Source organism: Dyella soli (genome assembly GCF_054482295.1).
The window spans coordinates 491,425-515,001 of the sequence record NZ_JBTFFU010000002.1; the positions used below are offsets into that span (position 1 = coordinate 491,425).

Consider the following 23,577-nt stretch of genomic DNA (forward strand, 5'->3'; position numbering starts at 1 on the left):
ACTTGCGTTCCTTAGTGGCGCGGGTGCGCCGGCCAAAGGACGTGGTCGAGCGACCACCTGCCACCACCGCGGGCGATGAGCGGCAGCAGCAAACCCGCCCAGCTCAGATGCGTCGACCACGCCTCGGGATAGACGAAGATCTCGATCACCATCGTCATGCCCAGCAGGGCCAGTGCGGACACCCTGGTGAACAGCCCCAGCACCAGCAGTGCGGGAAAAAGGTGCTCGGCACCGGTCGCCAGGTGTGCCGCCAGTTCGGGCGAGAGCAGCGGAAGTGCGTACTCCGAAGCGAACAGCTGATAGGTCGACGGTTTGATCGACAGCCATCCCTCGACCTTCGTGCGGCCGGACAGGAAAAACACCGAGGCGATGCCCACGCGGGCGATCCACAGCAGGAGCGAGTCGGAAAGCAGGCCTCGCCACGCCTGCGTGCCCGTCGTACCCGCGGCGGCCGGGAGCGGCCGACGCGCGATGATCTCCTGCGTGGCGGGTATCACGACCGGGGCTCCAGCGAGCCGTAGCCTTTGGGAGTCTTGATGGTGGTGCAGGTCCCTTTGTCGACGAGTACCCAGGCATTGCCCTGGTAATCGACTTTCGAGGTGCCGGCGCAACTGGTGCCGGCGCCGGCGGCGCAGTCGTTCTTGCCGGCATGCGCGACGCCGTAGCATTTTTCCATGGGCTTGTGGGTGTCCTCCGCTTGCGCGCCGGTGGCGAGCGAGGCAAGGCCCAGGGCGAGAGTGGCGGCAAGGGCCGCATAAGTGCGCTTCATGTGCTGTCTCCGAGAATGGAAGGCGGTATCGCCGCGGTCGATGGGTCAGAGCACCGCGAGGGTGACCTTGATGTTTCCGCGCGTCGCCTTGGAATAGGGGCAGGTCTGGTGCGCCGCCTCGACCAGGGCCTGCGCGACGCTGCGCTCGATGCCGGGAAGGCTCACGTTGAGGCGGGCCTGCAGGAAATACCCATCGGCACCGTTGCCGAGATCCACTTCAGCGAAGACCGCAACGTCGGCCGGCAGGCTGACCTTGAGCGCCTGGGCGGCCTTGCCGATGGCGCCGATGAAGCATGCGGACCAGCCGGCGGCGAACAGCTGCTCGGGATTCGTGCCGGCGCCGTCGGAACCGGGAACCGACAGCTTCACGTCGAGTCGGTTGTCGTCGCTGCGTGCTTCGCCGTTGCGGCCGCCGGTGGTGCGGGTCTTGCCGGTATAGAGGATGGTGTCGGGCTGGGCCATGATGGGGTCTCCTGTCGGGGTGAAAGGCTGTCCGGCGCGAGTGGTGATGGCCGGTCGGTGGGTCTATGAGACCGCTGCGACGTATCCCGGGTGTGTCGGCAGGCGCGCGAAAGGGCATCGAAATGTGTAGCAGCGGGCGGCCGATACAATCGGATACAAGCCTGGCCGCCACGGGCGCTCGGCAGCCCTTCGCCGCTGCTACACAGCGATACAAAAAGGCCGGGGCGCGGACATGCCAGGGACAACTCGCGGTCGTCCAATACGTTCACGCCCGGCCTCCGCCGGCGCCTGCCACCTCCATCGGACCGAGAACAGCCCATGACTTTCCTGCGTATCGCGATCGCCGCTGTCGCCATGAGCATTGCGCTCATCGCCGCGTGGCCGGGCGGCGGGGCGACCGCCAGCGCCCGGGAAGCCGCTTCCCCCATGCCCGCTGCGGACTTCACCGGGGCCAACCGCTGGTACAACTCGCCGCCGCTGTCGCTCCAGGCGTTGCGCGGCAAGGTGGTGCTGGTGGAGTTCTGGACCTACGAATGCATCAACTGCGTGCACGTGCTGCCGCACACGCGGGAGCTGTACGACCGCTACGCCCGGGACGGCCTGGTGGTCGTCGGTGTCCACACGCCCGAGTACGATGAGGAGCGCGATCCGGCGCATGTCGAGGCCGCCATCCACGCGCTCGGCGTGACGTGGCCGGTGGCCATGGACAACGATTACCGGATCTGGAATGCCTACGGCAATCAGTACTGGCCGGCGATCTACCTGATCGACCGCGATGGCCGGGTGGTCTATCGACACTTCGGTGAAGGAAACTACGATGTCACCGAACAACGCATCCGCCAGCTGCTGGGCAAGGCGTAACGCCCTCAGGCAGCGGCGACGGCAGGCAACGGGAGATCGATATGGAACACGTCGACCACATCCTGGTCGTCGATGACGACCACGGCATCCGCACCGGTGTCGTGGACTACCTGCGCAAGAACGGCCTGCGCGCGAGCGCGGCCGCCGACGGTCGCGACATGCTGGCCCAGCTGGAGACGTCGGCGTTTGACCTGATCGTGCTCGACATCATGATGCCCGGCGACGATGGGCTGGTGTTGTGCCGCACCCTGCGTGGCGGCAAGCACCGGGCCATTCCGGTGGTCTTGCTCACGGCGCGCGACGACGAGACCGATCGCATCATCGGCCTGGAAATGGGCGCGGACGACTACGTGGTCAAGCCGTTCTCGCCACGCGAACTGCTCGCCCGCATCAAGGCGGTGATCCGCCGCACGCGCATGCTGCCGCCGAACCTGCGCGTTACCGAGACCAGCGACACGATTTCGTTCGGCCGCTGGCGCCTGGACACCACGGCGCGACACCTGCTCGACGAGGAAGGCACCGTGGTTTCGCTGAGCGGGGCCGAGTTCCGCCTCCTGCGCGTATTCCTCGACCATCCGCAGCGCGTGCTGTCGCGCGACCAGCTGCTCAACCTCACGCAGGGCCGCGATGCCGAGTTGTTCGATCGCTCCATCGACCTGCTGGTGAGCCGCTTGCGCCAGCGCCTGCGCGACGATGCGCGGGGGCAGTCCTATATCAAGACGGTGCGCAGCGAAGGCTACGTGTTCTCCATGCCGGTCATCGTCAACGGGGAAGGCTCATGAGTTCGACGCCGTGGACGGCGCGGTGGCGCTGGCTGCCCCGCAGCATGGCCTCGCGGCTGTACCTGATCATCTTCGCCGGCTTGCTGCTGGCCTATGGCCTCACCTTCGGCTTGTTGTTCATCGAGCGATACGAGAGCGCCACCGCCGTGATGTTCAACACGCTCGAACACGACGTGGGCACGTCGGTGGCCGTTCTCGACCGCTTGCCGGCAGCGGAACGGGCCGCGTGGCTGGGTCGCCTGCAGCGCGACAATTACCGCTACCTGCTCGGCACCGGGCAGCCTGGCGAGGCGCTGGCTTCAGAGCGATCGCGCCGCGTGGTGGGGATGATCAGCAGGGAGGTCGGGCCCGACTTCCAGGTGCACGGTGACACCATTGCGCATGAGCCTGAGCGCTACCAGGTGCACTTCACGCTGCACGACGGCATGCCGCTGACGCTGGAGATCACGCCTCGCATGGTGCCGGTGGCGAAATGGCTGCCCTTCGTATTCGTGCTGCAGATGGCCCTGCTGATCGTCTGTACCTGGCTCGCGGTCAGGCTGGCCACGCGGCCGCTGGCCTCGCTCGCGCAGGCCGCCGAGGCCATGATGCCGGCGGCCGACGGTCCGCGCATGGCACAGGATGGTCCCACCGAAGTCGCGCGTGCAGCGACCGCCTTCAACGCGATGCAGGACCGCATCAGCCTCTATCTCAAAGAACGCCTGCACATCCTTGCCTCCATCTCCCATGACCTGCAGACGCCCATTACACGCATGCGCCTGCGCGTCGAGGCGCTGGATGAGCACGACGAGCAGCAGAAGATCCTGGACGACCTGCACGAGATGGAGCATCTGGTGCGCGAGGGCGTGGCCTATGCGCGCAGCGCGCACGGCGGCACCGAGGCGCCGGTACGCATCGACCTGGCCGCGTTCCTGGAAAGCCTGGTGTTCGACTACCAGGACGTCGGGCAGGCCGTGACGCTGTCCGATGCCGTGGCAGGCACGGTCGTGATCCGCGCACATGCGCTGCGGCGCGTGCTTGGCAATCTCATCGACAACGCGATCAAGTATGGCGGTGCGGCCGAGGTCGGCGTGCAGCGCGACTCGCGCGATGCCTTGTGCATTACGGTCGCCGACCGTGGTCCCGGCATTCCCGAAGGGCAGCTAGAACAGGTGCTGCAGCCGTTCTATCGGCTGGAGGCTTCGCGCAATCGCGACACCGGCGGGGCCGGCCTTGGACTGGCGATCGCGGCGCAGCTGGCGAGTGCGATCGGCGGCAGCCTGCACCTGTCCAACCGCGAAGGCGGCGGGCTGGTGGCGACCGTCATGCTGCCGTGAGGCTGCAGGCTGCGGCAGCGCAACGGCTGGTGGCACACCGCAGTGGAGCCGATGGAAACGGCCGCGGCCCCACATGACAAGGCCCGCTTCTCAGCGGGCCTGGTTCGCTTTCGCGCATGCATCCGCAGCATGCGGCTGGATCCGCGCCCGCTACCCGGGGCGCGGCGCAGGGACCTCAACGCCGATAACGCGTGCCGGGTGCAAGCGGCTTCGCCGGCGCGACGCCCGTATGCGAGGACTCGCGGGAGAACCGGTTGGTGGTCTTGTAGACGGGTGATGCAACTTCAGGCTCGCGTTCGCGCTTGTCGACGACACCGCTGTAGACGTCGTGGATATTGGCGAGCGAAAGGGGCTTGGGAGGCTGATTCATGAATGTGCTCAGTCGAGACCTGTGATGGCAGGTCGGCAAACCATTGTTTCGAGCTCCCCCGGGTCGAGGGAGTCCTGTCGAACCAACTGTGGCGGCAATCCATGGATGGATGCCGCACAGGCACACGTCATTCCACCATACGCCAGTTGCGAAGCCAGTCAAGCGCTTTCTCGGCTCGGGCGGGCGTCGGTGGGCGCCAGGGAAGACTTCATGCGCCTGCGCGCCGCCGCCGCGATGCTCGCGTACCTCTACGCGGTCGCGGAGCTGCGCGGGCTCGGCCGGATCGCGGAGCCGCCGCGGTGATCATCTGGACGCGGCTCCGCCGGGGTGGCTTGCATGACGCTAGTCGCTTTGATATGATGAGCATCATCTAATGACTTTGGGCCCGAGGGCCGCCGTCATGCAGCGCAAGAGTTTCAACGAAATGCAATGCCCGATCGCCCGCAGTCTTGAGCGGGTGGGCGAGTGGTGGAGCATCCTGATCCTGCGTGATGCCTTCTACGGCATGACCCGCTTCGACGAGTTCCAGCAGAGCCTGGGCATCGCACCGAACGTGCTCAGCCGACGCCTGGCTGACCTGGTCGGGCGTGGGCTGTTCGAGCGTCGGCGCTACAGCACGAAACCGCTGCGCCACGAGTACGTGCTGACCGCGCAGGGGCGCGATTTCTGGCCGGTGCTGCTCGCGCTCATGGCCTGGGGCAACCGGCATTTCGCGCCAGAGGGACTGAGCATGTTCCTCGCCGACGAGGGCACCGGACGCGCGGCCGAACCGGTGCTGGTCGACCAGCATACGGGCGAGCCCATTGCGCGCGAGCGCCACGCCATTCATGCAGGCCCCGCGGCCAACGAACGCATGCGCGCGCGCATCGGCTTCCGGAGCACGCGCAACGCTGCGCGACCCACCTCCATTCCTCCCGTTTCCCCATCCCCGGAGTTCGTTTCATGAGCAGCATCACCGCCGTCGAGCGCGCGGAGACACCCGCCGTCGCGGAACCCGCGCCGCGTAGCAAACGCAAGCAGATCATCCGCATCGCCGTCGGCGCCGCCATGGTCGCCGCCGTCGCCTACGGTGGCCACTGGTGGAGCGTCGGGCGCTTCATCGAGGACACGGACGATGCCTATGTCGGCGGTGACGTCACGGTCATCGGACCCAAGGTGCCCGGCTACATTACCCAGCTTGCCGTGACGGACAACCAGTTCGTGCATGCCGGCGACCTGCTGGTGAAGATCGACGATCGCGACTATCGCGCCGCCGTGGCCAGGGCCGAAGGCGCGGTGGCCGCGCAGGAGGCGCTGCTGGCCAACCTCGACGCCACCGAAAGGTTGCAGCAGGCGGTGATCGGCCAGGCGAAGGCCGGCGTGGTGGCTGCCGACGCCGAGACAACGCGCTCGCGCGACGACGAGGCGCGCTATCGCGATCTCTCCAGCCGGTCCGCTGTTTCCGTCGAGAGCGCGCAGCGCGCCGACGCCACCTACAAGACGGCCCAGGCGGGCTCGGACAAGGCGCAGGCCGCCCTGGTGGCGTCGCAGCGGCAGATCGACGTGATCGATTCGCAGAAGCAGCAGGCACGCGCCGCGCTGATGCAGGCGAAGGCGGAACTGGAGATCGCGCGCCTGAACGAAGGCTACACCGAGCTGCGCGCTCCGGTGGACGGCGTGGTGGGCAATCGCCGTGCCCGCGTCGGCGCGTTCGCCGCCGCCGGCACGCAGTTGCTGTCGGTGGTGCCTGCGCACGGTCTTTGGGTCGATGCGAACTTCAAGGAAGACCAGCTGGCCCGGATGCACGCAGGCGAGCAGGTGGACATTCGCGCCGACGTGCTGCCGGGCAAAGTATTCCATGGCCACCTGGCCAGCCTGGCGCCGGCGACGGGCGCGCAGTTCAGCGTACTGCCGCCGGAAAACGCCACCGGCAACTTCACCAAGGTCGTGCAGCGCGTGCCGGTCCGCGTGGTGCTGGACGGCAAGGACGACGCCCTTGGCGTGCTTCGCCCCGGGCTGTCGGTGGTCGCCGAAGTGGATACGCGCGACAGCGGTCGCGCCAGCGCGCCATGAGCGCCACCACTTCTTCCATCGCCTTCGCCAGCCCGGCCGATCCGGCGTCGCTCAGCGCCGCGCAAAAGGTGTTCGCGTTCGCCAGCATGTGCGTGGGCATGTTCATCGCCTTGCTCGACATCCAGATCGTCTCGGCATCGCTGCGCGACATCGGCGGCGGGTTGTCCGCCGGCACCGATGAAACGGCCTGGGTGCAGACCAGCTACCTGATTGCCGAGATCGTGGTGATCCCGCTGTCCGGCTGGCTGTCGCGGGTGCTTTCCACGCGCTGGCTGTTTGCGATCTCCGCGGCAGGCTTCACCGTCACCAGCATGCTGTGCGGCATTGCGTGGGACATCAAGAGCATGATCGTGTTTCGTGCGCTGCAGGGCTTCCTCGGCGGCTCGATGATACCGATGGTGTTTACCACCGCCTTCGTGTTCTTTGGCGGCAAGCAGCGCGTGGTTGCCGCGGCCACCATCGGCGCGCTGGCTTCGCTGGCGCCCACGCTTGGCCCGACCCTGGGCGGCTGGATCACCGACCACTCCTCGTGGCACTGGTTGTTCTTCGTCAACCTGGTGCCGGGCATCTTCGTGACCGTGGCCGTGCCGACGCTGGTGAACATCGACTCGCCTGATCACTCGCTGCTGCGGCGCGCCGACTACGTTGGCATGCTGATGCTGGCGGTGTTCCTGGGTTGCCTGGAATACACGCTGGAAGAAGGTCCGCGCTGGAACTGGTTCAGCGACCGCACCATCCTCGCCACGGCCTGGCTCTCGGGCGTGGCCGGCGTGGGTTTCATCGCGCGCAGCCTCACCTACGATCACCCGGTGGTGGACCTGCGCGCGCTGCGCGACCGCAACTTCGCGCTTGGCTGCTTCTTCTCCTTCGTCACCGGCATCGGCCTGTTCGCCACCATTTATCTCACGCCGCTGTTCCTCGGCCGCGTGCGTGGCTACAGCGCGCTGGAAATCGGCGAAGCGGTGTTTTCCACCGGCGTGTTCCAGATCCTCACCATTCCCATTTACTCGATGCTCGCCCAGCGCTACGACTTGCGTTGGATCCTGCTAGCCGGCCTGGTGCTGTTTGCGGTTTCCATGTGGGACTTCTCGCCGATCACCCATGACTGGGGCGGTCACGAGCTGCTGTTGCCGCAGGCCTTGCGCGGCATGGCACAGCAGCTGGCGATTCCACCGACCGTGACGCTGACCCTGGGTGGGCTGGCACCGTCGCGCCTGAAGCTGGCCTCCGGCCTGTTCAACCTGATGCGCAACCTCGGCGGCGCGATCGGCATCGCCGTGTGCGCCACCATTCTCAACGACCGCACGAACCTGCACTTCTACCGCATGGCCGAGCACCTCAATGCCACCAACGAGTCGATGAACCAGTGGCTGGCGCAGACATCCGGACGCCTGGTCGATCTCGGGCAGGCGGCAAGCGAGGCCGGCGGTGGCTCGCTGCAGCAGCTCTGGCTGCTGGCCTATCGCGAGGCACAGACGCTGTCCTATGCCGACGCCTTCCTCACCATCATGGTCTGCTTTGCCGTTGCCGCCGTCATGGTGCCGCTGATGCGCAAGGTTGCGCCGCCGGCAGCACCGTCCGCCGATGCGCACTGACCGTCATGCACAGTTTCCCCTTACTCCTTCGTCGAGCTTTCCGGGCTCAGGACATCACGATGCACACGTCACCTTCATCCGCCGGCAGTGCGCGGCCGGCGTCACCACGTAGTCCGCATGGCGCCGTCCTGCGCGTGGCGGCCGTCGTCGCCGCCCTGGCCGGCCTCGCCGGCTGCACCGTGGGGCCCGATTACGTGAAGCCGGACCTGACCCACCATGCCGACTATGCGCATCAGGCGATGCTGGGCGAGCGCGACGCGACCCGTGCGCCGCCGGCGCTCGATGCCTGGTGGGCCGGCTTTGACGATCCGGAACTCACGCGCATCGTCGGGCGCGTCATGGCACAGAACCTCGATCTCGCCGCCGCCATGGCGCGCGTGGACCAGGCCCGTGCGGCGGCGCGCGAGGCCGGTGCCCAGCTGGCTCCGCAGGGCAGCCTGGACGGGCAGGTGGTCCGCCAGCACCAGTCGACCGAAGGTCCGCTCGGCAAGATCGGCAGCACGCTGCCCGGATACAAGCGGGCGCAGACGCTGGAGAACATCGGCGTGGGCGCGAGCTGGGAGCTGGACCTGGCCGGCGGGCTTCATCGTGGCGCCGAGGCAGCCAATGCCGAAGCCCAGGCGGCGGAGGCGGCGCAGGCCGGCGTGCGCGTATCGGTCGCGGCCGAAGCCGCCGACAGCTATTTCCAGGTGCGTGGCGCACAGGAACGCATACGCCTCGCGCAGCAGCAGGTCGACACCGAAGCAAAGCTGCTCGATCTGGTGCAGCAGCGCCTCGCCGGCGGGCTGGCCACCTCGCGGGAACTGGCGCAGGCGCAGGCGCTGGTGCTGCAGGCGCGGGCGACACTGCCGCCGCTGCGCATCAGCCTGGCGCAGCAGCTGAACCGGCTGGATGTGCTGATGGGTGCCACGCCGGGCACCTATGCCGCCGAATTGCAGGACAGTCCGCAGACCTTCACCGTGCCGGCGATCACCACCGACGGCGGCCCGGACATGCTGCTGCGTCGCCGGCCCGACGTGATCGCGGCCGAACGCAAGCTGGCCGCGTCGAACGCGCGCATCGGCGTGGCCGTGGCGGAGTACTACCCGAAGGTGTCGCTGGGTGGCCTGCTGGGCTTCGAGAGCCTGCACAGCGGATCGCTGTTCTCGTCGGCCGCGTTCCAGCCGCAGGCCGTGCTCGGCCTGCACTGGCGGCTGTTCGACTTCGGCCGCGTCGACGCCGAGGTGGCCCAGGCCAAGGGCGCCGATGCGGAGTCGCTCGCGCAGTATCGCCAGTCCATGTTGCGGGCCACCGAGGACGTCGAGGATGCCATCGTCAACCTTGCCGAGCTGGAAACCCAGCATCGTGACCTGGTGCAGGAAGTGGCCGCGCACGTGCAGGCACGCGACGCGGCACAGGATGCCTACAAGGGCGGCGCCATCAGCCTGATCGAAGTGCTGGACGAGGACCGCCAGTTGCTGGCATCGCGCGACGAGCTGGCTCGCGTGCATGCCGATGACGCGCGTGCGGCCGTCGCCACCTTCCGCGCGCTGGGCGGCGGCTGGCCCGACGCCGGGGCAGGCCAGGACGCGGTGGCGGACGCGAGTCGCTGAGCCACGTCCTTGCGCGTGGCGCGGAGCACTCAGAACTTGCTGTGTTCCACGTCGCGCTCGCGGTGCATCAGCGTCCATTCGGCGTGTTCGGTCAGGGCGGCATCGCCGAGCACGAACAGGATCTCGCGTTGCTTCACCGGGTCGCCGGTGCGGTCCAGGGCGGCGCGGGCACCCGCGAAGATGCGCTGCATGAACCGGTACTGGCGAATCAGTTCCTTGTCTGCCTTGCGGTAGGCATAGGCTTCGCGCACGGCGGCGACGATGGACAGCACGGCCATGATCATCACCAGCGTGGTCTTGATCCCCTCCGGCAGCCTGAGCGCGAACACGGCCAGGAACACGCTGATGCTGATGCCGCCCCACAGGCTGACCATGCCGATGGTTTCAGTGATGTGGTGCAGGCCGGTGCGCTCCAGCGTCTTGCGTTCGAAGTAATGCAGCTGTCCGCATTTGCCCGATTGCCCCACCCATTCGTCGATGACGCTGGCCAGGGCCTCGGGCGTGTGGCTGACGGGGTCACGCGCGGGATAGATGCCGGCCGCGCGCATCACATGGCGAATCCAGCCCAGCTCGATGTTCTGTTTCTGCAGGAAGCTGTCATGGGCGAACTCGTGATCGCCGGTGGCGGAGATGCCCGCACGCCGCCAGTACGACTGCACCCTGAGTCCCTCGGCCAGCGCGCGGTAGTCCAGGTACTTGCGGTGCCACCCGCGCCGGCGCGCGAGGATCGCCACCAGCGCGCCGATCGCAAACAGCAGCAGGAACGAATAGATCAGATAGTTCTGCTCCGACAGGTGCGCGTAGAACGTGAAGGCGATGCCCATCAGTGCAGCGAGCACGTAGGTGGTGCGCAGCGCCAGCAGCACGCGCCGCTGGAAATGGATGGCGAGCCAGTCGGCGGCGCGGAACACCTGGTCGATGAAGGCAGGGGAGTGCGGCCCGTGCTCCTTCCCCGCGTCGGCGGCCTCGGCGATCTCGTCGGCGTATTTTTCGCTGTCGGCGTTGAACTGCTCCATGTGCGTGAACATCATGCGGAACTCGGGCGGCAGCCCGTCCTGGGTGGTGACGTCATTGCCGGTGCGCCACAGCGTCTGCAGCGGCGTGAGCCCGTCGGCGACATCGCCTTCGTCGCCGTCGCGGGAGCACACGACGTGATAGAGCAGCCGCTCGTTGCCGCCGCCCAGCACATGGCGGGCCTCGCGGTGGTGCTCGACGAGGCCGGGCAAGGCGCCGTTGAGGTGGTAGTTCACGATCTGCGCCGTGCCGCCGAGGCGGCCCGAGTCCTTGCCGTCCCAGATGGCCAGCAGGATGTGGCAGTGACTGGCGATGTACATGCCCGCCTTCGCGTACTGGCGGTCCCGCTCCAGTCCGGGCGACTCGACGGACAGGCGCGACAGGCCCTTCAGCCTTGGCGGCCGCACGATCTCCGCCTGGTCGCAGAGTGATTCAAAGGCGGCGCGCGCCTGCGGATGGGTGAAGTCATCGACGTACAGGTCACGCGGCAGCGGCAGCGGCGCGATGAGCGTGGCGCCCGCCGCCAGCGCCTCGCGCGCGACCAGCTGGTCGCCGCCTTCGGCGAGGGCGGACAGCACCAGCAGCGGTAGCTGGGGAAACTCGCGCTTGAGCGCGTCGAAAAACGTGGCGACGAGTTGGCGTATCGGTTCGATCTCCGCCGCGGCGATGTTGCGGTGACTGGTGACTCCGACGACCAAAGGCGTCATGGCGGCTCCCTGTTAGCCTGGCAAGTGGATCGATGCATCCGGGGTAATGCGACGGTGCTGGGTGGAGAGGAGGTCCTCCGGGGCCTCCCCTCCGGCTGTGCCGGCTGCGTGCGACGCGACGCAACCGTTGGCTGATGGATGACTAGTTGTTCTTGATCGACGGATTGTTGGTGGTCCCGGTCGTCGTCGACGCCGTGGTGGAGTAATTGTTGCCGCCGACTTCGATAGTGAGTTGGTAGATCCAGTCACCGGCGGTGCTGGCGCTGTTGTTCAGGTCCGACATGGTCATGCTATTGCCGTTGGAGCTGATCGAAGGCGTGGTGAAGATGCCGCTGGGCGGGGCGGTCAGCCAGTTGAACGAGATGATGTTGCCCGATGCCGCATTGCCGTGCAGTTGCCAGGTGATGGTCTGCGCGGCGCCGTTTTGCCCGACATGATTGGCGTTGTTCTTCTGGTCGATGTCCACGGTCCACGGGGTGGTGTTTTCGTCGAGGCTTACATTCAGCGTGTTTGGCATGACGTGGTCCTCTGCTGGTTGGAGTGGCTGGGGTTACCCAGGCTGTAACGTATTGCCCCCTTGTCTGGCGCGGTGCTCAGCGGTGGCCGCCGGCAACGGTGTCCTGCAGGTGTTGCTGGAAGGCGAGATTGGCGGGGTAGGCGATGCCGTCGTGCGCCAGCGCGGCGACCAGGTGGAGGTCGCGATAGCCCGATGCCCACAGCTGCCGGATCAGCGGCTCGGCGTCGGCCTGCCGGTCGAGCCCAAGCAATGCCTCCACGCGCAGGGCAAGCAGGCGGGGATCGCCACCACCACTGGTGACCGAGGTGATGTCCTTCAGCACCGCCGTGCGCCACTGCTCCGCCAGCCTTGCATCGGCCGTGGTGTTGGCCAACAGCAGGCGCGCGTTGGCCGTATCCAGCAGCAGCGTGCGTTCGTCAGGCTGCTTGGCCTGCAAGGGGGCGAGGACGGCCAGCGCCTGGGTCCCGGCGGCGTGCGCTTCCGCGGTCTGGCCGGCCGCGTGAAACTGTGCCGCCTGCTCGAGTCGCGCTTCCGCGTCGCCTTGCTGCCATTCCGCGTTGCTTGGGTCCTGGCGGGTCATGTCGCCGAAAATGTCGCGGGCGCTCGCACTCAGTTGCCGCGCGGCATCCAGCTCGCCGGTCAGCCGACGCAGCCGGGCCAGCTGGGTGGAGTACAAGGCCACCTTGGCGCGAAAACTGGTGGACTTGGGTTCGAACTGGCTCAGTTGCGTGGCGCCGTCGATGGCTTGCTGCAGGTGGTCCGCACCGGCTTGCACCTGACCGCCGAGGGCAAGCGTCCGGCCGAGGATGGCGCGCACCCGCACCATGTTTTCGCGCTGGTCGTGATCCTTGGGGTCGCGTTCGCTCATCGCGGTTTCGATGGCGTCGTCGGCGCGGTATTCGGCGATGGCGGTGGCCAGGTCGCCACGCATCAGGGCCATCTTGCCCAGGTTGTTGTGGGCTTCGCCGAGCAGTTCCTGCCATTCGGTCTTGGCGTCCGCGCCGCTGACCAGTTCCCGGCAATGCCCCAGCATGTTCCCGTATTGCGTGGCCGCTTGGTCGAGCTTGCCGTGCGCTTCCAGCACGTGGCCAAGGTCGTTGTCGACGGTGGCCCATTGCTGGGTCAGGTCCGGGTCTGCCTTGGCCTGTCGCGGCGCGCGCCGCAGCACGTCCTGCGCCTGCGTGAAGTTTTTCTCCGCGGCATCGAGGTTGCCGCGGAACCACTCGGTCATGCCCATGAAGGCGATGACGCGCGAATACGCGACCTGGCGGGACAGGTCGGCAGGCGCACGGGCAGCGAGCGGCCCGGCCAGCGTCGCCGCGGCCTGGTAGGACTCCCTCGCCGCATCGAGATGGCCCTGGTCGAGGCGCACGCTGCCGATTTTTTCCAGTGCCTTGGCGCGTTGCTGCAACGAGGTGTCGGTGACGTCGGTGCTGGGCAGGGACTTGAAATAGGCCATGGCGCGATCGTCCACCGCTTCCATGATGTCGAGCCGCTGCACCTGGCGGACCTTGTCGTTGAGGTCGCCAAGCATGAAGCCGACCAGGCCTTCGGCCTGATTGCGCTCGCGCTCGGCCACGCGGCGTGCCTGCACCGCCACCACGGCCAGCGTCGAGGTCACCACCGTAACGGCGACCGCCAGCGCGGTCACCATCGCCAGGCGCCGCTGGTGGCGCTGCTGTTCGCGCTGCCTGAGCTGGTCGAAGCCGAGATCCAGCATGCCGGCAATCAGCTTGAGCTTGGCGTGGGTGCGACCATCCTTGCCGGGGCGGGCATCGGCGGCGATCGGTTCGGTGGTTTCGGCGCTGAGCTGGCCATCCGCACCCATGCGATGGCGAAGTGCGGTGGCAAAGCACTCCTCCGCTTCGCGGCCGGGCAGGCCGCTGGCGCCAGGTTCGCCATCGACGATCAGGCAGAAGATGTGTTCGCTGCGACCCAGTCGCTTGAACGCCAGCACTTCCTCGTTCACCCAGCGCGATGCAGCCGAGCGCGGCGAGCAGATCACCACCAGGTTGGCCGACGCCGCCAGCGCTTCGTTGACCTTGCGGCCAAGGTCGGTGGCGCTGGCCAGCTCATCGCGATCGCGGAAGACCGGGGCGAGCCGTCTGGGCACCACGCCGGCGGCCGTGGTCTGGCCGACCAGTCGAGCGGGAATCGCGTAGGTCTCCAGCGCCTTGTGCAGCCAGTCAGCCCACGACTTGTCCTGGTGGCTGTAGCTGATGAAGGCGCGATACCGGAACACCGGCACGATCGGTTCTTGCGACATGGCGGGCCGCACTCCAACGCGAGGCAATGCAATCCCTTGCAGGGAAGTCCTCAGTCATTGGGCGGCTGGCACGCGTGGTCGACCCCTTCGGCGGATCGACACCCCTGGTCCTGAGCGTATCACGGGCCGTGCGCCTATGTCGGCGTGGCAAGGGCTGGCCGGCCGCGACGCGGGGCGGGCACCGTAATTTTGCGGAGTTGCGCCTAGGTAGTGTTTCGATTGCCACGCCCGGTGCAATGCATGACCTTTCCTGCAGGCCGTCCGAGCGGGCGCGCCGGCTTGCCAGCGTGATGCATCCGTGAAGGGTGCCCGCCCCAAGAGAGCAACCCCATGGCCACCGTCCAGCGCGCAAGACGATCCACCGGCAGCCGCGTGCCTGCCTGGATGTTGCGCGCGGGTGCATGCTGGCTGCTCATGCTGATGTGCTCGGGCGCGTGCCTGGCGGCACAGGATCCCCTGTCGTCGTGGAACGACGGCCCGGCGAAGCAGCAGATCCAGGGCTTCGTCCACAAAGTCACGACTGCGGGTTCCGCCGAGTTCGTCGAGCCGGAGCAGCGCATCGCCGTGTTCGACAACGACGGCACGCTGTGGGCCGAACAGCCGATCTATTTCCAGTTCTTCTTCGTGATCGACCAGCTCAAGGCCCAGTCGCCGCAGCACCCCGAGTGGAAGACCACGGAGCCGTTCAAGTCGGCACTGGCGGGCGACTTCAAGGGCGTTGCCGCATCGGGCGAGAAGGGCATCGCCCAGCTGATCGCGGCCACGCATGCGGGCATGACTACCGAGGAATTCGCGCAGCGCGTCAATCAATGGCTCGCCACGGCGCGCCATCCCACGACCCATCGCGTACTCACCGAGATGATCTATCAACCGATGCGGGAGTTGCTGCACTACCTGCGCGACAACGGCTTCCGCACCTACATCGTCTCCGGCGGCGGCCAGGACTTCATGCGTGCGTGGGCGCAGGCGGTCTATGGCATCCCGCCCGAGCAGGTGATCGGCAGCGAGGGCGAGCTGAAGTTCGAATTGCGCGATGGCAAGCCGGTGCTGGTGAAGGAGGCCGGGATCGTGCTGATCGACGATCACGGCGGCAAGCCGGTAGGCATCGAGCGCTTCATCGGGCGCAGGCCCATCTTGGCCTTCGGCAACTCCGACGGCGACCAGCAGATGCTCGAATGGACGGTTGCCGGTGAGGGCGCGCGCTTCGCCGGCCTCGTGCACCACACCGATGCGCAGCGCGAATTCGCCTACGACCGGCAATCGTCGGTCGGCAAGCTGGACAAGGCGCTGGACGAGGCCATGACCAAGGGATGGACCGTGGTGGACATGAAGAAGGACTGGAAGCAGATCTTCCCGCCGTAGCAGCCGTGACGGGACGAGGTGAAGTCGTGCAGGCCAGGGAAACGCTTGAATGCAAATCGTCGGCTGCCGTACGCAGCCTTGAACACGAGGAGGTCACGCTATGTTTCGCCCGTGGAAGAACAAGGCAATCCTGAGTTCGTTGACTACGGTGGCCGCGACAGCGTTGCTCGTCGTGGCTGCCGTCACCATCCAGCCACCTGCCGTGAAAGCCCAGGCCAGCGCCCCGGCGGAACAGGCGGACAACGGCAAGCCGAACATCCTGGTGATCTTCGGCGATGACGTGGGCATATCCAACCTCAGCGCGTATTCGATGGGCCTGGTGGGCTACCGCACGCCCAACATCGACCGCATTGCCCACGAGGGCATGATCTTCACCGACTATTACGGCGAGAACAGCTGTACCGCAGGCCGATCGACCTTCCTCACCGGACAGACGGTGCTGCGTACCGGCATGTCCAAGGTCGGTGCACCGGGTGCTCCGCAGGGCATCCAGGACCGCGACATCACCATTGCCCAGGCACTGAAGGGCCTCGGCTATGCCACCGCGCAGTTCGGCAAGAACCACCTGGGGGATCAGGATCGATTCCTGCCCACCAAACATGGCTTCGACGAGTTCTTCGGCAACCTGTATCACCTCAACGCGGAAGAGGAGCCCGAGCGGCCGTACTGGCCGAAGAACAATCCGGACTTCCTCAAGAGCTACAACCCGCGTGGCGTGATGCACACGTATGCGGACGGCAAGATCGAGGACTCCGGCCCGCTTACCAGGAAGCGCATGGAGACCATCGACGACGAGACAACCGGTTCGGCGATCTCGTATATCCAGAAACAGGCGCAGGCCAAGCAGCCGTTCTTCGTCTGGATGAACTTCACGCGCATGCACATCTTTACCCATGTACGCCCCGAATTTAAGGGCAAAGCCGGCCTCGGGGACGGCCATGAGTATGCCGACGGCATGTGGGAGATGGACCAGAACGTGGGAAAGCTGCTGAAGACGCTGGACGATGCCGGCATCACCAAGAACACCATCGTCGTCTTCACCACCGATAACGGACCCAACTTCTTCACCTGGCCGGATGCGGCCAATACCGCGTTCCGCAGCGAGAAGGACTCGAACTGGGAGGGCGCGTTCCGTGTGCCGGCCATGATTCGCTGGCCCGCACACATCCGCCCGAACCTGGTCAGCAATGCGCTGATCTCCGGTCTCGACTGGTTCCCCACCCTGGTGGCCGCGGCGGGTGATCCGGACATTACCGGCAAGCTGCTCAAGGGCGCGAGTATTGGTGGCAAGAGCTTCAAGGTCCATCTGGACGGCTACAACTTCCTGCCCTACCTGACGGGAAAGACCAACGTCTCGCCACGCCAGGAGTTCTTCTACTTCAACGACGACGCCGAGCTGGTCGCCGTACGCTGGGACCCGATCGAGCCCGCCGGCGCGCGGCCCGATGCCTGGAAGGTGGTGTTCTGCGAGCAGCGTGCACAAGGTGGCCTCAACATCTGGCAGGAGCCGTTTACCTGCCTGCGTACGCCTAGGCTGTTCAACCTGCGCATGGATCCATACGAAAGGGCGAACATCGGGCCGACCACCGGGTATGAGAAGTGGGTGACCGACAACGTGTACCTGATGTTTGAAGGTACGCGCCGCGCCGCGGGATTCCTGGAGACCTTCAAGGAGTACCCGCCGAGCCAGTCGCCCGGCTCCTTCACCATCGACAAGGCGGTCGAGGGACTGAAGATGCAGCTGCAGAAGGCAGGCAAATAGGGCTTGGGGATGTTGGCGACAGGGACGTCGCCACGTCGCAGCTCCAATCTCGCCGGCTGTCCCGCTTGCTCAGGCAGCCGGCGATCCGCGCATACTCATGGGGAGTCCAGTCTCGCGTGAATTCCATGCCCAGTGCCGTGCAGCACCGTCGCGTCGGAAAGCCAGTCACCGCAGCGACCCCTGTGTCTACGTCCACGGCAACCTGGCCGACCTTGCTGCTGTTTGGCTCGGGTGCCGCGTCGCTGGTCTACCAACTACTGTGGATCAAGCAGCTGTCACTGGTGGTGGGCGTGGAGGTCTACGCCGTCACCGTGGCGGTGAGCGCGTTCTTTGCCGGACTCGCCATCGGCGGTGCCTGGCTGGGGCGTGTCGCGGACCGCCTGGCGCGTCCGTTGCGCCTCTACGCATGGCTCGAGTGCGCCGTGGCAGCGCTGGCGGTGACGGCGACCCTGTTGCTGGCGCACAGCGCGGCGGCGTTCGCAGTATTGGAGCAATACACGGGCTGGCTTGCCTGGCTATGGCCATTCGCGCTGGTGGGCGTGCCGGCCGTGGCCATGGGCGGCACGCTGCCGGTGCTGGTGCGCGCATGCGCCAGCGACAGCGTCGCGCGCACCGGTGGGCGGCTCTACGCGGCCAACACCGCGGGTGCCGTCGCCGGCGTCCTGCTGGCACCGTTCCTGTTGCTGCCTGCCCTGGGTGTGCAGGGTTCGGCGCTCGCGGCGGCCACGATCAACTTGCTCGCCGCCGCCGTGGCATGGGCGCTTGATCGCCGCGGTGCGCTGCCCGTCGCCATGCATGTCGCGCACGGCGGCAAGGCGGCGGCCCCATCTGCGCGCCGGGCCCTGGCCTTGTACGCCGCTGCCGGCGGCATCGCCCTCGGTTACGAAGTGGTGTGGTCGCAGACGGTCGTGCAGTTCATGAGCACGCGCGCGTTCGCCTTCGCCATGATGCTGGCCGTCTATCTGGTGGGCCTGCTGATAGGCAGCGCGGTGTACGCGCGCTTCGCCGAACGCGTGCGCGACGGCTGGACGGCCTTCGGGATCCTGATCGCCTTGGCGGGACTGTTGGCGCTGCTGCAGATGAGCTGGCTCGGTGCCTGGCTGGGCGAGTGGCAGGGCGGTTTCTCCGCGCTGGTGCTGGACGCCACCGGCAGTCGCCAGGCCGCGATGTGCGCGCGCTTCGTGGTGGCCGCCGTGGCGCTGGTGCTTGGCCCGACGCTGCTGCTGGGGGCCGCGTTCCCCGCGGTGCTGCGCCTGTGCGCCGACCCGGCGCGGAGCGGACGCGGCGTCGGCGCCGCCGTGGCGCTCAACACGCTCGGCGGCATCGTCGGTACGACGTTCACGGGCTTCGTGCTGGTGCCGGCGTTCGGTCTGGTGCATGCACTGGCGCTGCTGGCGCTGGCCGCCGCCCTGGTCGGGCTGGTGGCGGTGCTTGCCGTTCCGGCCGCGCGTTACCGTGGACGCTGGGCGGTGGCGGCGGTGGGCCTCGCTTCGCTGGCCGCGGCGCTGCTGACGCCGCACGACAAGCTGGCCCGCCTGCTGGCGGAGTCGCGTGGCGGCGAGGTGAGCTTCTATGAGGAGAGCCGTGGCGGCACCGTCGCCGTGCTCGCACAGGGACAGGGCGAGCATGCCTTCCACCGGCTGTATATCCAGGGCGTGTCCAATTCGGGCGACACGCTGCCCTCGCAGCGCTACATGCGCCTGCAGGCGCTGCTGCCGCTGATCATCCATCGCGGCGAGCCGAAGTCCGCGCTGGTGATCGGCTTCGGTACCGGCATTACCGCCGGTGCGCTGTCGCAATATCCGGGGCTGAGCACCCGCGTGTGCGCGGAACTGTTGCCCGCGGTGGCGCAGGCGGCCGGGCAATTCCACGGCAATTACGGCGCCGGCAGCAGCGACAGGGGACTGGAGCTGCGGCTGCGCGACGGTCGCCGCGAACTGCTGCGCAGCACGCAGACCTATGACGTCATCACGCTGGAACCGCCGCCGCCGTCGGCCGCGGGCGTGGTGAACCTCTACTCGCGCGACTTCTACCAGCTGGCCTCGTCGCGCCTGGCGTCGAACGGGCTGCTGGCGCAGTGGTGGCCGATTGCGACGCAGAACGACGAAGACTCGCGCGCCATGGTGCGCAGCTTCCTTGATGCGTTTCCGTACGTCACGCTGTGGACCACCGAGATGCACGAGATGATGCTGGTCGGTTCGCGCGAGCCGATCCAGCTCGATGCGGCGCAAATCCAGCGGCGCTTCGCCCAGCCGACGGTGGCCGGGGCGCTCGCGGAGGTCGGCATCGGTTCGCCGGGGGCCTTGCTGGCTACGTGGGTGACCGATCGCGCCGCCCTGGAGCGCTATGCCGGCGACGCGGCGGCGGTCACCGACGACCGCCCCAGCATCGAGTACGCCAGCTGGGTGCGGCGCAACGAGATCGTGCGCGTGCTGCCCGGGCTGTTGTCGTTGCACACGGCACCCGTCGTGCGCGGCGCCAGCCCGCAACTGCTGGCGGAAATGGAGCTGCAGCGCGACGTCCTGTTCACTTTTTACGCTTCAGGCTTGGCCGCCTATCGCGGCGACCGCGAGCGGTGGGGCGATGCGCTGGGCCAGGTGATGCAGGCCGACGGCAGCAACCCGTATTACCGCTGGATCGCCAACGGCAATCCCTGAAGACACGGCAACGCATGGCACGGTAGGCGAGCATGAACGCACGAGAGGCGATCACGGCGCTGCAGGCGCACATGGAAGCGTCGATCATCGGCCAGCGCGACCTGGTCCGGCAGATGGTCGTGGGCTTGCTGGCCAATGGGCACCTGCTGCTGGAAAGCCTGCCGGGCCTGGCCAAGACGCGCGCGGTCAAGAGCCTGGCGAAGAACCTCGACGCGCAGATGCGCCGCATCCAGTTCACTCCGGACCTGCTGCCATCGGATATCACCGGCACCGAAGTGCTGCACCAGCAGGACGGCCAGAACATCTTCCAGTTCCAGCCCGGTCCGATCTTCGGCAACGTGATCCTCGCCGATGAAATCAACCGTGCGCCCGCCAAGGTGCAGGCCGCGCTGCTGGAGGCGATGGAGGAACGACAGATCACCGTGGCCGGCACCACCCACGTGATGCCGGAGCTGTTCATCGTGATGGCCACGCAGAACCCGATCGAGCAGGAAGGCACCTACCCGCTGCCCGAAGCGCAGCTGGATCGCTTCCTGATGAAGGTGCTGATCGACTATCCCGACAACGCCAGCGAGATCGGCGTGCTGGCGCTGGTGCGCGGCGAGGAGGTCGGCCCGGCCCGGGGCAGCGCGCAGGCGCCCGCCGGACGCATCGAGCCGGCCCGCGTTTTCGAGGCGCGCACGGAGATCCATGGGGTGCACGTGGCGCCGGCGATCGAGCAGTACGTGATGGCCCTGATCGACGCGACGCGCCACCCGGATCGCTACGACAAGACGCTGGCGTCGTGGATACAGATTGGCGCCAGTCCGCGCGGCGGCATTGCGCTGGAGCGCACGTCGCGGGTCAACGCGTGGCTGGAAGGCCGTCCCCACGTGGTCCCGGGCGACGTGCGCGCGATGGCGCACAGCGTGCTTCGCCACCGCATCATTCTCACTTACGACGCCAGCGCCGAAGGCATCCATGCCGATCGGGTGATCGACAGGATCCTGGAACTGGTGGCGGTGCCTGCCTGAAGGCGTGGTCATGGCGCGTGCGCAGATCAGCGACATTGGCACGGTCTACGTCACTCCCGCGCACCTGATGCGCATGGAGGCCGACGCGCGCCGCCTCGCCGTGCCGCCGCATCGTCCCAACCAGAGCGTGCTGTCCGGGCGCCATGCGTCGCGACTGCGCGGGCGCGGGCTCAACTTCGAGGAAATCCGCGCGTACGTACCCGGCGACGACCTGCGCTACCTGGACTGGAAGGCGTCCTCGCGCGTGGGTCGCGCCCTGGTGCGCTCCTATACCGAAGAACGCGACCGGCCCGCGCTGTTCGTGGTCGACCAGCGCATCTCGATGTTCTACGGCACGCAGCGCGCCATGAAGTCGGTAGTGGCCGCCGAGATCGCCGCCCTCGGCGCGTGGATGGCCTTTCGTGCGGGCGACCGGGCCGGGGCGGTGGTGTTCGACGACGGCCGCATCGAAGCCATGCGTCCCCATCGCAGTCGTGCCCGCGTGCAGGCGCTGCTGGGCGCGGTGGCGCGCTGCAACCAGGCCCTCCGCGCCGACAGCCCCGTGCGCCCCAACCCGGGTCAGCTCGACGCGGCGCTGCGCGCTGCGTTGCACCTGGCCACGCACGACTACCTGGTCTGCGTGATCAGCGACTTCCTCGGCGCCGGCGACCACACGCTGGCCTTGATGCGGGAACTGGCCTCGCACAACGACGTCATGGCCGCTCTGGTATTCGATCCCTCGGCGCGCGCGGTACCCAGCAGCGGAAAGATCGTCGTCACCGAAGGCGAGCTGCAGGTGGAGCTCGACTTCCGCCAGCGCTCCATCCGCGAGCCGTTGAGCGCCATGTTCGACGCGCGCCAGCACGACGTGGTGGAGCTGTTGCAACGCTGCGGCGTCCCCATGCTGGCGATCGACACCGGGCAGCCGACCGTGATGCAGGTGGCGCGGCTGCTGGGCCGTTACGCACGGCAGCGAGCCTAGACCGATGATCGCGCCACACGCCCATTCGCCTGCCGCCTCCATCGCCCAGTTGAAGGAGATCGCGACGCGAGCACCGGTGTCGTGGGCGCCGCAGGCGCCGGGCTGGTGGGTGGTTGCTGCGCTGCTGTTGCTGGCCGCCCTGCTGGTGGCCCTGGTGCAATGGCGCAAGTGGTGGCGCAACCGCTATCGCCGCGCCGCGCAGGCGGAGCTGGCCGCGATCGAAGGCGCGGTGGCGGATCCGGCACGGCGCGCACAGGCGCTCGATGCCTTGCCTGCGCTGGTCAAGCGCACCGTGCTGACCTGGGCAGCAAGGCCACAGGTGGGGCCGATGAGCGGCGATGCGTGGCTGGGTTTCCTGGATCGCACGCTGGCCGGGCAGGACTTTTCGCGCGGACCGGGGCGGCATCTCGAACGCCTCGCCTATGGCGACGGCGACATCGCCCACGACGAGCTGGACGCACTGCTGGCGCTGCTTCATCGCTGGATCGATGACCATGTTCCAGCTTGAGCATCCATGGTGGCTGCTGGTGTTGCCCCTGCCCCTGCTGGCGTGGTGGCTGTTGCCGCCTTATGGCGAGCGTACCCGCGCGATCCGCGTGCCGTTCTTCGACGAACTGGCGCGCGCCACCGGGCAGACTCCCGCCCGCGGCGCGGTGGTCCTTCGCGGCAACTGGCTGCGCCGCATCCTGGCGCCGCTGTGCTGGGTGCTGGTGGTGTTCGCGCTGGCCGGGCCGCAGTGGCTGGAGCCGCCGGTGGAGCGCACCGAATCGGCGCGTGACCTGCTGCTGGCGCTGGACCTGTCCGGGTCGATGGCCACGCAGGATTTCGTCGACGCGCAGGGGCGCCGCACCGATCGACTGACGGCGGTGAAGGGCGTGGTCGGCGACTTCATCCAGCGCCGCGGTACCGACCGGATCGGCCTGATCGTGTTCGGCACCCATGCCTTTCCGCAGACCTCGCTGACACTCGATCACGCGGCCGTGCGCGAGCTGCTGGACGAACTGCGGGTCAGCATGGCGGGCCCGCAGACGGCCATCGGCGATGCCATCGGCATGGCGGTGAAGATGACCGGGCATTCGAAGCAGCGCGACCGTGTACTGATCCTGCTGACCGACGGCAACGACACCGCCAGCCGCCTGCCCCCGGAAAAGGCGGCGGCCATCGCCAGGGAGCATCACATCGTGATCCACACCATCGGTATCGGCGATCCGCATGCCACCGGCGAAGACCGCGTCGATCTGGACGCGCTCCGGCACATTGCCCAGGTGACGGGTGGCCATAGCTACCGCGGCGAAAACCGCGAGCAGCTGGCCGGCATCTATGCTCTGCTCGATCGCATGACCCCCGGCAAGGTGAAGCATTCGATCTATCGGCCCAAGGTCAAGCTCTACTACTACCCGCTGGGCGCGGCGCTGCTGCTGATGGTGGCGTATCACCTGCTGATGCTCGGCCTGAGGGCGCCGCTGGCACGCCGGCGCGAGGCGCCTGCTGCCGCCACCGATGCGTCGGCGGGGTGAGC

General features: G+C 67.5%; 22 protein-coding genes. 15 read left to right on the top strand and 7 right to left on the bottom strand.

The features are described from left to right. Positions 1–11: 11 nt before the first annotated feature. The 3 genes from ACXU4B_RS12655 to ACXU4B_RS12665 are packed head-to-tail and all read right to left on the bottom strand — an operon-like array spanning position 12 to position 1,231. The gene (locus ACXU4B_RS12655) at positions 12–497 is read right to left on the bottom strand and encodes a DoxX family protein (protein ID WP_240734149.1); all 486 of its coding nucleotides are present in this window, start codon (positions 495–497) and stop codon (positions 12–14) included. Further along, positions 494–769, bottom strand: a complete 276-nt coding sequence (locus ACXU4B_RS12660; RefSeq protein WP_131411996.1) for a BufA1 family periplasmic bufferin-type metallophore — start codon at positions 767–769, stop codon at positions 494–496. The genes ACXU4B_RS12655 and ACXU4B_RS12660 overlap by 4 nt, the downstream gene beginning before the upstream one ends. A gap of 45 nt (positions 770–814) precedes the next feature. Then, positions 815–1,231 carry an organic hydroperoxide resistance protein gene (locus ACXU4B_RS12665; protein ID WP_131411994.1) on the bottom strand — a complete coding sequence of 139 codons (417 nt, stop codon included), beginning with the start codon at positions 1,229–1,231 and terminating at the stop codon, positions 815–817. A gap of 318 nt (positions 1,232–1,549) precedes the next feature. Between ACXU4B_RS12665 and ACXU4B_RS12670 the strand changes: the two genes are divergently transcribed. Genes ACXU4B_RS12670 through ACXU4B_RS12680 form a run of 3 tightly spaced genes read left to right on the top strand, consistent with a single transcriptional unit; the run spans position 1,550 to position 4,190 of the window. Further along, positions 1,550–2,092: a redoxin family protein gene (locus ACXU4B_RS12670; RefSeq protein WP_131411992.1), complete on the top strand. Its 543-nt coding sequence runs from the start codon at positions 1,550–1,552 to the stop codon at positions 2,090–2,092. A gap of 41 nt (positions 2,093–2,133) precedes the next feature. Further along, positions 2,134–2,874, top strand: coding sequence for a response regulator (locus ACXU4B_RS12675; protein ID WP_131411990.1), 741 nt, complete (start codon positions 2,134–2,136; stop codon positions 2,872–2,874). Then, entirely contained in the window at positions 2,871–4,190 is a 1,320-nt protein-coding gene (locus ACXU4B_RS12680; protein ID WP_131411988.1) for a sensor histidine kinase, read from the top strand. The genes ACXU4B_RS12675 and ACXU4B_RS12680 overlap by 4 nt, the downstream gene beginning before the upstream one ends. A gap of 175 nt (positions 4,191–4,365) precedes the next feature. Here the strand turns inward: ACXU4B_RS12680 and ACXU4B_RS12685 are convergent, their stop codons facing one another. Further along, a complete protein-coding gene (locus ACXU4B_RS12685) occupies positions 4,366–4,560 on the bottom strand; it encodes a hypothetical protein (protein WP_131411986.1) in 195 nt (64 codons plus the stop codon). Positions 4,561–4,665: 105 nt separating this feature from the next. Between ACXU4B_RS12685 and ACXU4B_RS12690 the strand changes: the two genes are divergently transcribed. From ACXU4B_RS12690 to ACXU4B_RS12710, 5 genes are all read left to right on the top strand, one after another. Next, entirely contained in the window at positions 4,666–4,863 is a 198-nt protein-coding gene (locus ACXU4B_RS12690; RefSeq protein WP_131411984.1) for a hypothetical protein, read from the top strand. A 97-nt stretch (positions 4,864–4,960) separates the two neighbouring features. Then, entirely contained in the window at positions 4,961–5,506 is a 546-nt protein-coding gene (locus tag ACXU4B_RS12695; protein WP_131411982.1) for a winged helix-turn-helix transcriptional regulator, read from the top strand. Then, positions 5,503–6,612: an HlyD family secretion protein gene (locus tag ACXU4B_RS12700; protein WP_131411980.1), complete on the top strand. Its 1,110-nt coding sequence runs from the start codon at positions 5,503–5,505 to the stop codon at positions 6,610–6,612. Before ACXU4B_RS12695 ends, ACXU4B_RS12700 begins: the two co-directional genes overlap by 4 nt. Beyond that, positions 6,609–8,207, top strand: coding sequence for a DHA2 family efflux MFS transporter permease subunit (locus ACXU4B_RS12705; RefSeq protein ID WP_131411970.1), 1,599 nt, complete (start codon positions 6,609–6,611; stop codon positions 8,205–8,207). Before ACXU4B_RS12700 ends, ACXU4B_RS12705 begins: the two co-directional genes overlap by 4 nt. A 59-nt stretch (positions 8,208–8,266) precedes the next feature. After that, positions 8,267–9,799, top strand: coding sequence for an efflux transporter outer membrane subunit (locus tag ACXU4B_RS12710; protein WP_131411968.1), 1,533 nt, complete (start codon positions 8,267–8,269; stop codon positions 9,797–9,799). Between the two features lie 29 nt (positions 9,800–9,828). Here the strand turns inward: ACXU4B_RS12710 and ACXU4B_RS12715 are convergent, their stop codons facing one another. From ACXU4B_RS12715 to ACXU4B_RS12725, 3 genes are all read right to left on the bottom strand, one after another. Continuing rightward, positions 9,829–11,520 (bottom strand): DUF4231 domain-containing protein, encoded by a 1,692-nt coding sequence (locus ACXU4B_RS12715; protein WP_131411966.1) that lies wholly within the window; start codon positions 11,518–11,520, stop codon positions 9,829–9,831. 142 nt (positions 11,521–11,662) lie between these two features. Then, a complete protein-coding gene (locus tag ACXU4B_RS12720; RefSeq protein WP_131411964.1) occupies positions 11,663–12,037 on the bottom strand; it encodes a hypothetical protein in 375 nt (124 codons plus the stop codon). A gap of 76 nt (positions 12,038–12,113) precedes the next feature. Then, positions 12,114–14,303, bottom strand: coding sequence for a toll/interleukin-1 receptor domain-containing protein (locus ACXU4B_RS12725; RefSeq protein WP_131411962.1), 2,190 nt, complete (start codon positions 14,301–14,303; stop codon positions 12,114–12,116). A gap of 330 nt (positions 14,304–14,633) precedes the next feature. Here ACXU4B_RS12725 and ACXU4B_RS12730 point away from each other — a divergent pair, with 330 nt between their 5' ends. From ACXU4B_RS12730 to ACXU4B_RS12760, 7 genes are all read left to right on the top strand, one after another. Then, positions 14,634–15,665, top strand: a complete 1,032-nt coding sequence (locus ACXU4B_RS12730) for an HAD family hydrolase (RefSeq protein WP_240734148.1) — start codon at positions 14,634–14,636, stop codon at positions 15,663–15,665. A 100-nt stretch (positions 15,666–15,765) separates the two neighbouring features. After that, complete coding sequence (locus tag ACXU4B_RS12735) at positions 15,766–17,427, top strand: arylsulfatase (RefSeq protein WP_131411960.1); 1,662 nt, start codon at positions 15,766–15,768, stop codon at positions 17,425–17,427. 182 nt (positions 17,428–17,609) lie between these two features. Beyond that, positions 17,610–20,084: a fused MFS/spermidine synthase gene (locus ACXU4B_RS12740; RefSeq protein ID WP_240734147.1), complete on the top strand. Its 2,475-nt coding sequence runs from the start codon at positions 17,610–17,612 to the stop codon at positions 20,082–20,084. A gap of 32 nt (positions 20,085–20,116) precedes the next feature. After that, positions 20,117–21,097: an AAA family ATPase gene (locus ACXU4B_RS12745; RefSeq protein ID WP_131411956.1), complete on the top strand. Its 981-nt coding sequence runs from the start codon at positions 20,117–20,119 to the stop codon at positions 21,095–21,097. 10 nt (positions 21,098–21,107) lie between these two features. Next, positions 21,108–22,058 carry a DUF58 domain-containing protein gene (locus ACXU4B_RS12750; protein WP_131411954.1) on the top strand — a complete coding sequence of 317 codons (951 nt, stop codon included), beginning with the start codon at positions 21,108–21,110 and terminating at the stop codon, positions 22,056–22,058. A 4-nt stretch (positions 22,059–22,062) separates the two neighbouring features. Further along, entirely contained in the window at positions 22,063–22,566 is a 504-nt protein-coding gene (locus ACXU4B_RS12755; protein ID WP_131411952.1) for a DUF4381 domain-containing protein, read from the top strand. Beyond that, a complete protein-coding gene (locus tag ACXU4B_RS12760; RefSeq protein ID WP_131411950.1) occupies positions 22,553–23,575 on the top strand; it encodes a VWA domain-containing protein in 1,023 nt (340 codons plus the stop codon). The genes ACXU4B_RS12755 and ACXU4B_RS12760 overlap by 14 nt, the downstream gene beginning before the upstream one ends. Positions 23,576–23,577 lie beyond the last annotated feature (2 nt).